Here is a 14,501-nt window from a genome sequence, read left to right as displayed (position 1 = left end):
GAGTCCATACTTGATTAATGTGGATTAGAAAACTTGGGGTTTTTCAGGAACTTCTCATCCGTCAAAGTCCCCAGAAAATTGATCAGATCAATTTTTTCCTGTTCTGTCAGATTGATGCGTGTGATCAAGTCGCTTTTGTAGGGATTGGTTCTGCCGTCCCCGGCGTAGATACCAGTAGTGATCTGACGGCCACCTGCTGCATAGAAGTCCAGCACGTCCTTTAAGCTCATGATGGAGCCGTCATGCATGTAAGGGCCAGTCACAGCAACATTACGCAAACTTGGTGCGCGGAAAGCGCCCATGTCTGCTGGCTTTGAAGTAAATTCAAACAAGCCACGGTTAGGGAAAGGGAAGCCGCCTTTGCCGTCGATGTTGTATAAACCTGTATTGTGGAAAGGCGTATCAACCTGGGCCAGTCCTTGAAAACGGGTCTGGTCATTGAAATTAAAACTGCCATGACAATGGAAGCATTCGGCTTTTTCACCCATAAACAGATTCATGCCGCGCAACTCAGATTCGTTCAGACTGGCCTCCTTACGCAGGAATTGGTCATATTTTGAATCACTGGAAATCAATGTTCTTTCGAAAGTCGAAATAGCGGCAATGATATTGGCAAAGCTGACAGGATCACTGTCTTTAGGAAATGCCGCCTTGAACAAATTGACATAAGTGGCATCCTGCTTAAAGCGATTCAGTACTTCTGCCCGGTTCTTGTCATTGATTCCCATTTCAACTGGATTCTCACCAAACATCGGCACTTCCATCTGACGTTCAAGTTCTGTCAACGCAGGATTAGCCCAGGTCAGCGTGGCGTGATACACCACATTCGCCAGACCCTGTGCATTTCTTGGATGCGTTTCGCCTGTAGAGCCAATCGCCAGGGCACGTCCGTCGGTGAATGCCTTGTCTTGCTGATGGCAAGATGCGCAAGACTGTGTACCGTTGCCAGATAGCCGTGGCTCATAAAACAATTGCCTGCCCAATGCAATCTTTTCATCCGTAGACGGATTGCTGCTTGATAGCACCGACGCAGGGAAGCCATTCAAAGCTGGTGTCGTGGCTGTGGCATGGGTATGTGTTGCGGAGGGGCCGCCTCCGCCGCTACCACCAGCTCCACAAGCTGCTACCAGCAAGCTGGTAGCAATGAATGCGGCATAGGTGACGCTATATCGGCTAAATGGCTTGATCACTTGTTGCGAGCAACAAAGACTGACTGTACACCAGCCGACGTTGGATTACCGGTAGGCAGATCGATTTTGAATGCATTAAAGATGGCCTTGCATTCATCGTCGGTGGTGCCAGACATACAGCCCGCTGCACCCGCTGTGTCTGTCGTCAAATCGCTTCCGGCAAACAAGGCATTCAAGTCCAGCGATATTTTTTGCTTGGTGTAGTCGAAATTTGCTAGCTTGACTTGCATGCGATTGGCATTGGTACAGCTATAGGCTCCCGTGGTGGCGTTGGTTGTGCAACCACCAGAACCAAGATGCAAATTCCAGGTAGCGGCATTGCTTGTGGTCGTCGTAGCAGGCGTGGTTGTGGTGTTGGTGCGCACTACGTTGACACCCCCTTGAGGGTTCAGCTCCAGCTTCAGGAACTTGCGACCGGATGTCCAGCTCCAGGCCATAGCTGCGACATTCAATGGCTTAGCTGCAGTGGCGTAGTCGGTGTGATTGAGTGTTTCTGGCACACCAATTTCATACGAAATACCGGTGTAGGCGGCACCAGGCACTGTCCCCACAATGACTGCATTGGTCGGCAAGGTCGTGCCGCCGCAGGCAGTACCCGTGCCATCAATCAGGCTGATCAAACTAACCTGCTCATTTTGCCAGTCGTTCGCGGTCAATGTTACTGGTACCTGTTTGCCGTTCGCGTCGATCAAATTAATATTGGACACATAGAAACGTGCGTCTTTCAAGTCTGCGGTCGTACCTCTACTACCCAGGCCACTGATGGGTGTGCCGCATTTAGCGACTCCGCCATTGGCTAGCAGGTCAAAATTGATACTGACTGGCATGGTTGCCGGATAGACAGGCGCGCTCGGTGCAGCTGTGCTACCAGAGCCACCGCAAGCTGAGAGCGCTAATGCTGATGCAATAATAGAAATGGAAATGCTGGCTTGGCGTAAAGTGTTCATGTGCGGTCCTTAAAATGTAGATTGAATGCCGATGGTGGCTGCCCATTTAGGGCTGAGTTGTTCGCCATTCACGCGTTGATGCAAAGGGATTTGTACAAAGCCATAGATGTGCGCTTGTCCGGCAAGCTTGTAGCTAAGTCCGGGGCTAATGGACAAGCTGTCACCGCCTGAATTTTCTGGCTCGGCATTGAAGCCAGAATCACGTTCACGACTTTGGAAATTGAGTTGCAGCATGGGAGAAAAATTCCTGCTCCATTCGGTACGAATGCCTAGGTCAAGGCCAAATTTCTTCCCGGGCTTGTAGCCGTCTTTTTCATTTAATGGCGCTTCGAGATTAGCCTGGACGAACCAGCTCGTTGCCAGGTCAGCCAGTACGCGGCGGTAATAAACACTGGCGACCAGATCGGTTGTTCCCGTACCTGGTTGCAAACTGCGTTCAGCCCTGGTACCAGTATCGTTTGCAATATCAGTTTTGCCCGTCGCCAACTTCAAGCCTGCATTTGCGCCAAAGACCGTACCACCACCAGTCGCGGTATCTTGCAAGGCAGACTGGTAGCGGGCGGACAGGCGCGCATCGCCAATCTGGCGAAAATTCCAGGTCACTGGCGCACCGGCTTCCGTATGCAGATGACTGCGATCAATAAACGGGATGGACGCTGAAATGCCCCAATGTTCGTTGATGCCGTGATCAACGTTGAGCAACCAGCGGTGACTAGTGGTTTCGACTTCTCGATTGCGCAGATCGACTTCATTAGCAGCAAGTTTTCGTGATCCGCTCATCAATTGGTCTTGCCTGACTTGCTCATAGCGCAGATCAAGACGATTTCCGCGATCGAGCCAGGCGCCTTGTACTACCCAGTCGGTATTGACCAGGCAGAAACTGGCTCCACATGAAGCCAGAGCCAGGCTTGAATAGCCTATCGTTTGCGCGGTTACTGCACATAGAATTACAACTCGCAGCGATGATGGTGTATTGATTTTTTTCATTTTCTTTGCGACGAAGCCGCATCCTTTCTTTGCTACAAGTCTGTTTCAGACCTGTAGAAAACATTCATTTGCACTGTTGTTATGACGGGTTTTTGGCAGATACGTCGGCGACAGATACTGGTACCAATTGCATTTCAACTGGCTGTAGCGATGGCGCTTGTTGCATGGCCTGATTTAGATAAAAGGCATAGGAGTTCCATACAGCCAGTGCGCAAATGGCAGCGACGTTTAAGCAGCGAAATGCTGCGAAAATCATCGATAACTTATTTTTTTCTTGCATTTTTTTCTCACTCTCAATGAATGATGCTTAATAGAAGTCTTCTAAAACTACTTGCTGGATTCAGTCGGCATCGTGCCTATATGCAATTCATGCATCATGACCAGATCATCAGTTTGCATTCGTTCAGAATGGCTGGAAGGGGCAATTTGATATTCCAACACTTTGGAAATGGGTTGATGGGACCGGTTGGACACTGGTGCTGGATAAGAAATGGCTGCGCCAGTCACCTGAGATGATGCCTGTGACTGCATACGCTCACGATCTTTCGAGAAGGCGTACAACAAAATACAGATCGCCGCGCAATTGAATGCGACGGTGACTTTGAAAGCGGTTTGCATGGAATATTCCTGAACGCAATACAACACGCCCCGACACACGTGATCGTGTGTTCAGGGAACTGAGCGATAATCAGGAGAGTGCTGGCGGGGCTCGCGGTTGTGCGCTTGCCCAGGAAAATAGGGTTTGTGGAGAATGATAGAACAGCGGTGGAAATGCTTCACTCAAGCCAGCGTTCGGCGCATCAGAGTCATTTGTAGGAAGCAAAAAGTGGTGATCGGCATGCGGCAGGCAGTTGGCGCAATGTACTTTGCCATGTTTGGACTGCTGGCTGTCGGCGTCCGGACTGGTTTTCGTAAATTTGCCGGTAGCAATTTCAAACAGTTTATTACCGTCAGCACTACAAATTTCGATAAACCCTGCCTTCACCTTTGTGGGAACTACAGTGCTTGCCATAGACGGCACAATGCCATTGAACAGCATTGCAAAGCATGCCAGCCAAATAGTCAGGTGTCGGAGTCTATGAGAAATTCGCATGGGCGGATTATAACCAAACTGTTCGTAATTGAAAAACAAGTTTCGAATTCTATGCAATTTTTATTGAGCTGCATTTGATATCCCTCAACTCATTTTCTGCAAAGTATCTGCCAACAAAACTCAATTGAAAAACTTGAAATTGTTAATTATCAACACTTGCAATTGAACCAAGTAGTGCAGGCTTCACTGGAAAAACTGCTTGTAAATGTTAAAATGCCGAAATGAAACCACATTCCCGCGCACAATGATACACAGCCTTGCTCGCATGCTTTGCGATCTTGCTGGCATTGTTCATGCCATCGGTTTCATCAGCACTCGCTGCAAGAAGTGGGGATGCCAGTTGGTCAAAAATTTGCACGACCAATTCAGGCAAAGCCACAAAGTCAGACGCAACACAGTCAGGTAAAAGTGCGCCCTTATCCAACGAGGGTATGCACGGCAAACACTGCGCGTATTGTTTTACGAAAGGCGCATCGTTCGCTCTGCCTCCGGCACAATTGCTGACTTTACCCGTTACTGTCCAACAGTTGCAAATGCCTGCACTGTTCTATACCTCTCCTTCTCCTCTGTTCGTCTGGGCCTCGGTTCAGTCACGTGCTCCGCCCCGTCTTAGCTAATAACTCCAGCTCTTCAAGTCGCAATTTTGTGTTAATCGGACAACTGTATCTGTCCATTAGACGCGTATCAGACCAGTATGAGTTCATTTTTCAGGCTTCCCCAGAAACTCTCCATAGGCGCATTGTCATAGCAGTTTCCTTTGCGTGACATGGATGCCTGCATGCCAAATTGCTCTAGCAATTCTCTGTAGCCCAGTGCGCAGTATTGGCTACCACGGTCTGAGTGATGAATCAGACCAGGTGGTGGTCGTTTATTGCTGACTGCCTTCCACAGTGCCTTTGCTGTCAAGGCCTGCGTCATGCGTTCTCCCATGACATAGCCAACAATCTCGCAGGTATAAACATCCTTGATTCCTGCCAGATAAAGCCAGCCTTCTCCAGTGCTGATATAGGGGTGAGTAGACCGCGGGAATTGCACCCGCGGCCCCTCTCAGAACCGGACGTGAACCTCTCAGCTCATCCGGCTCCCATCATCCAGCATTAGGCAAACATCCCAGTTTCCAATGCCAGAAGGCCTCGGGATACTTGCGCGCAAGCTGCCCAAGGGCGTGACGTGCCCGGGTCTTATGCCGGACCACGTGCTTGTACTTGCGCATCATCCAACGCGTCAGGTAGTCATTCAAGTGTTTCCACACGGCAGACATGGCCGATTCATAGAACCGACCGTAATATTGATGCCAGCCACGAAGTATCGGATTGAACATGGCCGACAGATCGGCCACATTCTTGTCACATTTCAGCTGCAGGTGCCACCCTCGTATCGTCTGCCGCATTGTCTTGAGGGCATTACGGCTAACGGCGGGAGCGAAGTTCACATAAGCGCGACCATACTTATCCATCGCTTTACGCGGTCGAAACGTGTAGCCAAGGAAGGTGAATTGCACGCACGGGAATTCTCCCTGCCGATTGATGTCTTTGCAGTATACGATTCGTGTTTTCTCTGGATGCAGCTCAAGCCCGCATTCTCGGAAGCGGGCGTCAATTTTTGCCAATGCAAACTCGGCCTGCGCTAGACTTCGACAGTGGACGACGCCGTCATCGGCGTATCGGCAGAACCGCACGCTTGGGAGATGGCGGCCTACCCATTTGTCAAACGCATAGTGCATAAACAAGTTGGCTAGCAAAGGACTGACGACACCACCTTGAGGCGCGCCCCGAGTCCTCTCCACAAGAGTGCCATCTGGCGCTTGCATTGGCGCTTTAAGCCAACGCTCGACATACAGCAGTACCCATGGAATCTGGCAGTGTTTTCTAACTGCTCGCATGAGCAGTTCATGATCGATGTTATCAAAGAGTCCCTTGATATCGAACTCGATCACCCAGTCATATTCCCAGCTTCGCCGCCTCACCATGGCAATCGCGTCGTGCGCCGAGCGCCCGGGACGATAGCCATAGGAATTAGTGTGGAACATGGGATCAATGACTGGCTCCAGCAGCCGCTTGACTACCGTTTGCGCCACTCTATCCGCCACGGTCGGTACACCTAGCATGCGCACTCCGCCAGACTTCTTCGGAATGGGCACACCTTTGACCGGAGGTGGCAAATAACTTCCCGAACACATACGGTTCCAGAGCTTATACAGGTTGCCACTGAGATGGCTCTCGAATTGTTCCAGTGATTCACTGTCTATACCTGCTGATCCTCCGTTCGCTTTCACACATTGATAAGCTTCCCAGACAAGCGCCTTGGGAATGTCATAAGGCTTGGTCATTAGGCTACGCTCCTCCCGCTTACGCGGTTGACGCAACACAATGCCGGGATGACGCAGCTCCTTCGCTCCACCGTCATTACAGCGGTTTCGACGCTACTACGAGCTGCTCCGTCCCTTGGTGGCGCATCGCTACTATCGGCCTCGCCTTTCGGACTTGTGCCTTTCGCTTCGCATCGCCACCGAAGGTTCCCGCAGTTCAACGTAAGAGCCCGGAGCAGGATCACGCTGCCTCTATGCCGGACACCGCCTGGCCCGTAAGCAGGTAACGGCCAGACTGATCGCGGGGCAACATCACTCCCCGGTTTTGATGTCATCTGAGTACTTTCGACACTTGAACGGCAGTTCACGGTTGTTCGTCTTCCTGTTCCATACCTGACGCCTTGAGGCGCCTTCTCCATAACGCTCACGACAAAGGCTTTTGACCAGTGCCGCTTATGGTGGTTTGCAACCCGCTCCTGCAAGCCGATTGCGAGGGGCCATACCCTCATCTCTTACGCCGCTTGCTGCGGCACACTGATATCGGTCACCCATACTTCATTTGGGCTGCTTGGGGAAAATGTCTGGTTCAACAAGTTTTCTGCTACAGGAAGCTGGTGATTCGAGTTGGTTGTCGCCTTAAATTTCTGCTTCTGTTTGCAACGCAAGGCCAGTACCCGGCGCAACCGGATAATACGGTCACGACCCGCTTTAAACCCTTGCGCTGCCAGCTCCGGTTGCATACGCAGGGGACCATAAGTCTCCCGGCTTTGCTTGTGAACCGCTGTGATGGCCAGCTTGAGGCGTTCATCCACCTTGGCACGTTCCGACGGAATGCTGTTTAGCCAGGCATAGAAGCCGCTACGGGAGACGCCAAAGCTGCGACACAAGCTGGCAATGGGATAATCGAGTCGCATGGTCTTCATGAACGCGTATTTGGCAGCGACTCCTGCGCAAAGTACGCTGCCGCCTTTTTTACGATATCGCGCTCCATCTTTGCCTGGGCCAGCTCCTTGCGTAGTTTGGCGACTTCCGCTTCGAGTTCCGGCACCGTCCGACTTCCTGGGGCAGTCTTCTGTATCTGCCCACTCTTGGCCGCATTCACCCAACCAACCAAAGTCCCTTTCGGAATGGCGATACGAGATGCCGCTTCCTCTAGTGTCAATCCTTGTGCCAACACAAGTTTCACTGCTTCTTCCCGCAATTCCGGTGTATATCTCTTTTTCTGTTTCATTATTTCTCCTGATCGTTTATTTTAACAAACAGGAGTGTCCGTAAAAGTCAGGATACCTCATTGGCTTTGGGGCCGCCATCGTGGACATCTCCATCTTGACGACTGGCAAATAAATTGCAGATTATACAAGAATTTAAACAACTGACTGATTTGTATTATGAGGGGCGCTTGTTGGTGATCAATACCCCTGCCCTGCATTACTACACAGCTTTCATTGAAATGTTCTTTGTTTTTCTATATAGCCCGTTATGCATTAAAGCTTAAGGGAGACCAATTGAAACAAAATAATTCGTTACGCATATTTCCCAAAGATGGATTTATCAAAATGGTAAACTGGCACTTTAGTTGTGATTTCTCAACATGAGGAAGTATTTGGCTTTTGGCGCCAAAATTTAGCCTATATTAAGTGACCTTTCTCTTTCAGATTTTTTATGCAATCGTTTAGCAGCACAAATACAATAACAAACCCAGAAATTTTGTACGGTGAGGAAAGGCACGATTTTTTACGAGAGGAAGTGCTGGCTGATTTGCTGGAGGCAAGCGCGGTCGCTTTCCCTGACAAGAACGCATTAATCTCAGGTGAACTGTCTGTCAGTTATGGGCAATTGAATGCTGATGCAGATCGTGTTGCCTCTGTTCTGATCGCTGCCGGTGTGCGGCCCGGACATATTGTTGGCTTGTGGCTTCCGCGAGGCATACATTTGTTGATCATGCAGGTGGCCATTGCCAAAACTGGTGCTGCCTGGTTGCCGTTTGACGCAGATACTCCGATAGACAGGATTGCTGTTTGCCTTAATGATGCAAGTGCTTTTGGCATATTGAGCTGTCAGGCTTTTGAAGCGCAACTGACTGTGCTGGACTGCCAGAAATGGCTAGCTGAAGATGCATTGGTCGATATTGGGCACACCATCTTAAAGCGTGGAGCCGTTAAAGGCAGTGACCCTGCTTATGTGATTTATACCTCGGGATCAACCGGCAAGCCCAAGGGAATATTGGTAAACCAGGCCAGCATATGTCATTTTTTGCGTAGTGAAAACCATGTGCTGGGCATACGGCATGATGACCGTGTATATCAGGGATTTTCATTGGCATTTGATATGTCATTTGAAGAAATCTGGATCAGTTACCTGGTTGGTGCGACCTTGTGGCTGGCGCCAAAAGAAATTACGGCTGATCCAGATGCCCTGCCGCTGGCCTTGAATGAAAACCACATCAGTGTTTTACACGCGGTCCCCACCCTCCTCGCTTTATTCAGCCATGAGGTTGACAGTCTGCGCTTGATCAATCTTGGTGGTGAGATGTGTCCCGAGGTGTTGGTCAAGCGTTGGTCGCGCCCTGGACGGCAGATGTTCAACACTTATGGGCCAACTGAAGCCAGCGTTTCTGCCAGCCTAGCGCAATTGCAGCCGGAACGGGCTGTGAACATAGGCAAGCCTTTACCTAATTATTCTTTACTTGTCATTGCTACCGATGTTGAAAACGGTTTGCGTCTTTTGCCTGCGGGCGAAACCGGAGAGCTTTGTATCTCTGGTCCCGGTGTGGCGATTGGTTATCTTGGGCGCCCAGATCTGACGGCTGAAAAATTCCTTGCCAATCCTTGGGCCAGGAATGCGCATGAGGCCAGATTGTATCGCACAGGTGATCTGGCCTGTTTTAACCCAGATGGCAGTGTGCAGTGCCTGGGGCGGGCTGATGATCAGGTAAAAATCCGTGGATTCAGGGTTGAGCTGGGCGAAATTGAATCTGTTTTGGCCAAACAAGCTGGCGTGGGTGCGGTTGCTGTTGTCTTGCGTAAAGATGAAGACATTGATCAGATCGTGGCTTTCATCGTCAATGATCAGCTTCCCGCCGATACTGATGCCAGCGTGTTTGCGCAGCATGCGGTTGTCTTGCGCACCGAGTTAAGCAGGGTCTTGCCTATTTATATGGTGCCTGCCCGCTTTGAATACCTGCCTGAAATGCCCAGGCTGACCTCGGGCAAAATTGACCGCAATACGCTCAAAAAGCTGACTCTGGCAAAGCAGGCTGCAAACGATGCGTCAGATACGCCGGAAAATGAAACTGAGGCCGTGCTGTTTGATGCCTTGGCCAGTCTGTTTCCTGGGCAGGCGATACAACGTGGATCTGATTTTTTTATTGATCTGGGCGGCCATTCTTTGATGGCAGCAAAACTGGTGTCGATTTTGCGCAAACACCCACGTTTTGCGTATTTCAGAATAAGCGACATTTATACACACAGGGTGATTGCCAGGATGCTGCAAGTACTGGAATCCACTGGTGTAACGCAGGATGCATCAGCAGCATCAAGCAAGCAACAATGGAGCACTGCACCTGAATGGAAGCGCTGGTTTTGCGGCATAGGGCAAGCAGCAGCGATACCCTGGTTAGTAGCCATGCGCATGGTGCAATGGTTGGCACCGTTTTTTGCCTATCACTTCTTTACGGGCGACCCTGAAGATTCCATTGCCAGAGCTGTGTTCTTGTCTGTTGGTGTTTTCTTGTTGTTGACACTGGCTGAATTTGCCGTTGCCATTCTCGGAAAATGGGTCATTGCCGGGCGGTTGAAGGCCGGACGCTACCCCTTGTGGGGTTTGACCTATTATCGCTGGTGGCTGGCTGACAGGCTGGTAGAAGCTGCGCCTACTTACATGTTGAGCGGCTCCTCCTTATACAATTGGTGGTTGCGTGCACTGGGTGCAAAAGTAGGGTCTGACGTCGTGATAGGCTCCATGACTTTGAGGACGCCTGATTTGCTACGCATCGGTGACCGTTGCAGCATAGGTAATGCCAGCAATTTTGAAAATGCCAGAGTGCAGCATGGCGAGTTAATTCTGGGGACAATTACGCTGGAAGACGATGCCTATGCCGGTTCGTATGCTGTGCTGGAAGGTAATGTACATATTGAAGCTGGTGGCCATCTTGAAGGGCAATCTGCTTTAAGTGAAGGGCAGCGTATACCAAAATCCCGAATCTGGAAGGGTTCTCCGGCAAGAGATGTGGGTGCATTTGATGCTTCGATTTTTCCACCCCGGCCACAGGTTTCACGTTTGCGTCTGATTGGTGAAACTGTTTTTTTTGTATTTGGTTCGCTGTTGATCAGCGCCCTGTTTTTCATGCCGGTCTTCCCCAGCTTTGTGACAATAGACTGGTTTGATAATTCTGAGCTTTTCCCTGGTCTGCAAAGTAATTCCGTGATTTTCCAGCTCATGAAATATTTCTTGCTGGCTTTCCCTGCCACTGCGGTACTGATTGTATGTACGGCCTTGCTCTCTGCTGGCATACGCTGGAGTATTTTGCCGACCTTGAAGGAGGGGCAATATCCGGTTCATGGCAATACTTATTGCGGTAAATGGCTGGTTAATCAGATCCAGGAATCCAGCCTGAATGTCTTGCACGGGGTATATGCAACGGTATATGCACCCTTCTGGTATCGCTTGCTGGGTGCCAATGTCGGGCGTGGCGCTGAAATTTCTACCGCTTTGGGTGTCGTGCCAGACATGCTGACTCTAGGTGATGAAACCTTTATCGCTGATGCAGTGTTGCTGGGGATGAGCAAATTGATTGCGGCTGGATGAGCATGCACCCTACCGTCATTTCTCGCCGCAGTTTTGTGGGCAATGGTGCATACGTGCCTGATGGCACGATCTTGCCTGAGAATGTATTGATAGGTGTACATTCCAGTGCGCCAGACAATGAACAAATGCGTGAGGGTGATACCTGGCTGGGTTCGCCAGCTATCCATTTGCCTGCCCGTGAGGAAACCAAGGGCTTCCCTGAGAACCTGACTTTCCGGCCGTCTCTTATTCGCCGTCTGGGACGTGGTTTGATTGAGGCTTTCCGCATCATTGCGCCGCATGCAATGGTGATCGCTGTTGGCTATACTATTGTTCTGGATTTGATGCCTTTGGCCGGGGATGATCGCTGGAGTGAGGTTGTGTATTACCTGGTGGTTGCTGGTCTGCTATATGGGGTAGGCAGTTTTGCCTTTGTGCTGGTGTTGAAATGGATACTGATTTTCCGCTACAAGAAAAGCAGCGTGCCTATGTGGACACCTTTTGTCTGGATATCAGAAGGCATCACCAATCTGTATGAAGGTATTGCCGTACCAAATTTCATGCGTTACTTGCGTGGTACACCCTGGCTGCCCCTGGTATTCAACTTGTTGGGCTGCAAAATTGGACGAGGCGTGTACATGGACACCACTGACATTACCGAGTTTGACTGCGTGAGCATAGGTGAATATAGCGAAATCAATGCTTTGGCCTGCCCACAAACACATTTGTTTGAAGACAGGATCATGAAAATTGACCATGTCAGTATCGGTGAGCGTGTTTACATGGGCCCGCGCAGCTCGGTTTTATATAGTGCCGTGGTGGCAGATGGTGCCAGTCTTGGTGCGTTGACGCTGGTCATGAAGGGGGAATATATTCCCGCTAATTCCAGTTGGCGTGGGTGCCCTGCTGCCATGACGGGTGCTTGATTTGTACATGTGAACTGGCCTTGCGCAGTCGCGTTCGGCCAGGTTTGAGCGTGTTAATTTAAGTGACTAACCCGATTCCGCTATTCATGTTGGCGAATGTGAAAGCTGGGTGCGGGATAACGCACAGTTGCTGTCAGGGTAGTCTGTCATGATGAAACAGACTTTATACAGATTCACTGAATTTGTGCAGAAGTGGCACAGAATACAAGCGATGATATGACAAAAAATCCAGAAAAATTTGCGCCAAAACCCGCCACCCCAATGGCTAAGAAAACTATCCGCGTTGAATTAGCGAAATCTACCATTGTAGCGATTGTTGCCGTAGTGCTTGGCTTCGCACTGCTTTCGCAATTGGTTCCCGTCATTCTCGTATTGATCACTGCGCTGATGCTGGTTGGCACTCTGAATCCGGCTGTTGACTGGCTGGAGCGTCGTAAAATCCGTCGCTTTACCAGTATTGCGACGGTGTTTACGGTGCTGCTGATCGTTTTGGTTGTATTGGCTGTTTTTACCGTGCCACCGTTTATTGCACAAGTGGTTAGCCTGATTCAGCAAGAGCCAGAATTGCGCGGACGCCTGATTAAATTTCTTGCTGCTTATCCCGTTACTGAATCTCTGGCAGATGGTTTGCGGCATATTCAATATGCCGCACTCTTCAAATCCTACAGCAGCGAAGCAATGGCTTTTTCAAGAGGTTTCTTCGAGATTATCGCGTATGGTGCAGGTGCCTTCTTTCTTGCCTTGTACATCATGATAGACCGTGACCGGTTGCGCGGCGCATTGTTTGCTGTGATTCCGCGCGCTCACCATATCAAACTGGCGCGTATCATGCTCAACCTTGAGACTATTGTTGGTGGCTATGTGCGTGGCCAGGTTCTCACTTGCGCGATGATGGCAGTTTTTCTGTTTATTTTGCTCACAGCATGTGGGGTGCCTAATGCAATAGCAATTGCGGCTTTTGGCGGGATTGTGGATGTGCTTCCCTTTGTCGGGATTTTTTTGACCATGATACCTGCTGTGCTGGCAGCCATGGCTGTTGGTGGCGTTGCTGCGACCGTAGTATTTGTGCTATTACTTTGCTATGAAGAGTTTGAAAGCCGGATATTAATCCCTGTCGTTTATGGGCGCGCGCTACGCTTACCCTCTTCCATAGTACTGTTTGCATTGATCGCAGGAGGTTCGCTATATGGTATAGGAGGTGCGCTGCTCGCATTGCCCGTTGCGGCGACCTTGCTCATGCTGATAGATGAGTTGAAAGTTGAATTACCAGGTGAAAGCCCGCAACCCAGGGATTTGGCCGTGCAGAGAGATGATATTGTTGGGGAGGCCGAATATCTAAGGCGTACTGATGGCATGCCAGCAGAAGCCGCCGCTGGAATCGCACTCGAAATTTCGGGTGATAGAAAATTCAGCGAAGAAGACAAGGCAATAAAAGATTTGACCCCGGTAGAGCATTCTGTAGAGAATACTTAGAGGCTGTTGCAAAATTAAATTAGCGTTGTTGCGCCTCCAGAATGTAAAACCCGGTACTAAAGTACTGCCTGCGTCGGCGACGCCTAGCCGGGGGCGCCTAGCCATCTTAATTTTGTAACAGCCTCTTAAGCTGGTACGAATTGATAAACTTCGACTTGATACTGCATTATTTGTATTTCTTTGGGTTACTATCAAGTTCTTTGGGGTGCCCCAGCACTTGTCCCATTAATGCGGTACCAGGTGTTTCCTTACCACCTGGGCCTGCTTCAAATCGTATATCTTCGAGTATGCTTATATCGTTGAGAACAAACTTCGTAAGACCTTTGCCGCCATCAACGCAGGCGACGTCGGCCTGATGCTGGATAGTCTGGCTGCTGATTTCACTTATCGCTTTGAAGGAGATTCTCCTATTTCTGGATTGCGTAATTCACGCGGATCTATGGCTTTATGGTGGGAACGCTTATATCGTCTGTTTCCAGGACTGCACTTTGAAGTAAAAGAAGTTGCTGTCATCGGGCCACCGTGGGATACCCGCATCCATGCTGTACTGGATTTTATCGTGCCACACCAGCCAGATGGCCCCTACAAGAATGTCGTGATGCAATTCATGCGTATGCGCTGGGGCAAAATCACCTACATCCACACACTGGAAGACACTCAGCGCTGCAGCCGCTATCTGGCGTGGAGTGTGAGCCAGGGATGTGATGAGGCACTGGCTCCGCCTATTGCCGATCAAGCCTGGCCAGACCCTGGTCCTTTCTTGCGGGCTTAGATCTGAATATCCAGATCGAC

12 protein-coding genes and 2 pseudogenes are annotated in these 14,501 nt (G+C 50.1%); 5 read left to right on the top strand and 9 right to left on the bottom strand.

Annotated features, from left to right (window positions below):
• Positions 1 to 14: 14 nt before the first annotated feature.
• From UNDKW_RS12660 to UNDKW_RS12640, 6 genes are all read right to left on the bottom strand, one after another.
• Entirely contained in the window at positions 15 to 1,190 is a 1,176-nt protein-coding gene (locus UNDKW_RS12660; protein WP_162058974.1) for a methanobactin export MATE transporter MbnM, read from the bottom strand.
• Positions 1,187 to 2,137 (bottom strand): MbnP family copper-binding protein, encoded by a 951-nt coding sequence (locus UNDKW_RS12655; protein ID WP_162058973.1) that lies wholly within the window; start codon positions 2,135 to 2,137, stop codon positions 1,187 to 1,189. Before UNDKW_RS12655 ends, UNDKW_RS12660 begins: the two co-directional genes overlap by 4 nt.
• A 9-nt stretch (positions 2,138 to 2,146) precedes the next feature.
• Positions 2,147 to 3,124 carry a hypothetical protein gene (locus tag UNDKW_RS12650; RefSeq protein ID WP_162058972.1) on the bottom strand — a complete coding sequence of 326 codons (978 nt, stop codon included), beginning with the start codon at positions 3,122 to 3,124 and terminating at the stop codon, positions 2,147 to 2,149.
• A 79-nt stretch (positions 3,125 to 3,203) separates the two neighbouring features.
• Positions 3,204 to 3,404: a hypothetical protein gene (locus tag UNDKW_RS30415; protein ID WP_232063358.1), complete on the bottom strand. Its 201-nt coding sequence runs from the start codon at positions 3,402 to 3,404 to the stop codon at positions 3,204 to 3,206.
• Between the two features lie 47 nt (positions 3,405 to 3,451).
• The gene (locus UNDKW_RS12645) at positions 3,452 to 3,742 is read right to left on the bottom strand and encodes a hypothetical protein (RefSeq protein WP_162058971.1); all 291 of its coding nucleotides are present in this window, start codon (positions 3,740 to 3,742) and stop codon (positions 3,452 to 3,454) included.
• Between the two features lie 70 nt (positions 3,743 to 3,812).
• On the bottom strand, positions 3,813 to 4,256 hold the full coding sequence (locus UNDKW_RS12640; protein WP_162058970.1) for a DUF2946 domain-containing protein: 444 nt from the start codon (positions 4,254 to 4,256) through the stop codon (positions 3,813 to 3,815).
• Between the two features lie 218 nt (positions 4,257 to 4,474).
• On the opposite strand from UNDKW_RS12640, the gene UNDKW_RS31150 reads away from it, so the two are divergent.
• The gene (locus tag UNDKW_RS31150) at positions 4,475 to 4,834 is read left to right on the top strand and encodes a DUF2946 domain-containing protein (RefSeq protein WP_162058969.1); all 360 of its coding nucleotides are present in this window, start codon (positions 4,475 to 4,477) and stop codon (positions 4,832 to 4,834) included.
• A 76-nt stretch (positions 4,835 to 4,910) separates the two neighbouring features.
• On the opposite strand, the pseudogene UNDKW_RS12630 reads toward UNDKW_RS31150, so the two are convergent.
• The 3 genes and pseudogenes from UNDKW_RS12630 to UNDKW_RS30410 form a co-directional block, all read right to left on the bottom strand.
• Positions 4,911 to 5,225 (bottom strand): annotated as a pseudogene (locus tag UNDKW_RS12630) (DDE-type integrase/transposase/recombinase); the annotation flags it as partial.
• Positions 5,226 to 5,304: 79 nt separating this feature from the next.
• Complete coding sequence (ltrA, locus tag UNDKW_RS12625; protein ID WP_162058968.1) at positions 5,305 to 6,546, bottom strand: group II intron reverse transcriptase/maturase; 1,242 nt, start codon at positions 6,544 to 6,546, stop codon at positions 5,305 to 5,307.
• Positions 6,547 to 7,058: 512 nt separating this feature from the next.
• Positions 7,059 to 7,756: pseudogene (locus UNDKW_RS30410) on the bottom strand (IS3 family transposase); the annotation flags it as partial.
• Positions 7,757 to 8,271: 515 nt separating this feature from the next.
• On the opposite strand from UNDKW_RS30410, the gene UNDKW_RS12610 reads away from it, so the two are divergent.
• The 4 genes from UNDKW_RS12610 to UNDKW_RS12600 all read left to right on the top strand — a co-directional run bounded on the left by UNDKW_RS12610 (position 8,272) and on the right by UNDKW_RS12600 (position 14,481).
• Entirely contained in the window at positions 8,272 to 11,331 is a 3,060-nt protein-coding gene (locus UNDKW_RS12610) for an amino acid adenylation domain-containing protein (protein WP_370529118.1), read from the top strand.
• Between the two features lie 2 nt (positions 11,332 to 11,333).
• Entirely contained in the window at positions 11,334 to 12,236 is a 903-nt protein-coding gene (locus tag UNDKW_RS31145; protein WP_370529117.1) for a hypothetical protein, read from the top strand.
• 216 nt (positions 12,237 to 12,452) lie between these two features.
• Positions 12,453 to 13,709: an AI-2E family transporter gene (locus UNDKW_RS12605; RefSeq protein ID WP_162058965.1), complete on the top strand. Its 1,257-nt coding sequence runs from the start codon at positions 12,453 to 12,455 to the stop codon at positions 13,707 to 13,709.
• 277 nt (positions 13,710 to 13,986) lie between these two features.
• Positions 13,987 to 14,481, top strand: coding sequence for a nuclear transport factor 2 family protein (locus UNDKW_RS12600; RefSeq protein WP_370529130.1), 495 nt, complete (start codon positions 13,987 to 13,989; stop codon positions 14,479 to 14,481).
• Positions 14,482 to 14,501 lie beyond the last annotated feature (20 nt).

It is taken from the genome of Undibacterium sp. KW1 (assembly GCF_009937955.1).
In the GTDB taxonomy this organism is placed as follows: Bacteria; Pseudomonadota; Gammaproteobacteria; order Burkholderiales; family Burkholderiaceae_D; genus Undibacterium.
Note: the sequence above shows the minus strand (reverse complement) of the source record. Positions and strands in the feature narration are given on the sequence as shown.

Bases quoted from the DNA above. Each gene is read 5' to 3' on its own strand.
- UNDKW_RS12655 (WP_162058973.1), bottom strand. From the start codon at position 2,137: ATGAACACTTTACGCCAAGCCAGCATTTCCATTTCTATTATTGCATCA.
- UNDKW_RS12650 (WP_162058972.1), bottom strand. From the start codon at position 3,124: ATGAAAAAAATCAATACACCATCATCGCTGCGAGTTGTAATTCTATGT.
- UNDKW_RS30415 (WP_232063358.1), bottom strand. From the start codon at position 3,404: ATGCAAGAAAAAAATAAGTTATCGATGATTTTCGCAGCATTTCGCTGC.
- UNDKW_RS12645 (WP_162058971.1), bottom strand. From the start codon at position 3,742: ATGCAAACCGCTTTCAAAGTCACCGTCGCATTCAATTGCGCGGCGATC.
- ltrA (WP_162058968.1), bottom strand. From the start codon at position 6,546: ATGACCAAGCCTTATGACATTCCCAAGGCGCTTGTCTGGGAAGCTTAT.
- UNDKW_RS31145 (WP_370529117.1), top strand. From the start codon at position 11,334: ATGCACCCTACCGTCATTTCTCGCCGCAGTTTTGTGGGCAATGGTGCA.
- UNDKW_RS12605 (WP_162058965.1), top strand. From the start codon at position 12,453: ATGACAAAAAATCCAGAAAAATTTGCGCCAAAACCCGCCACCCCAATG.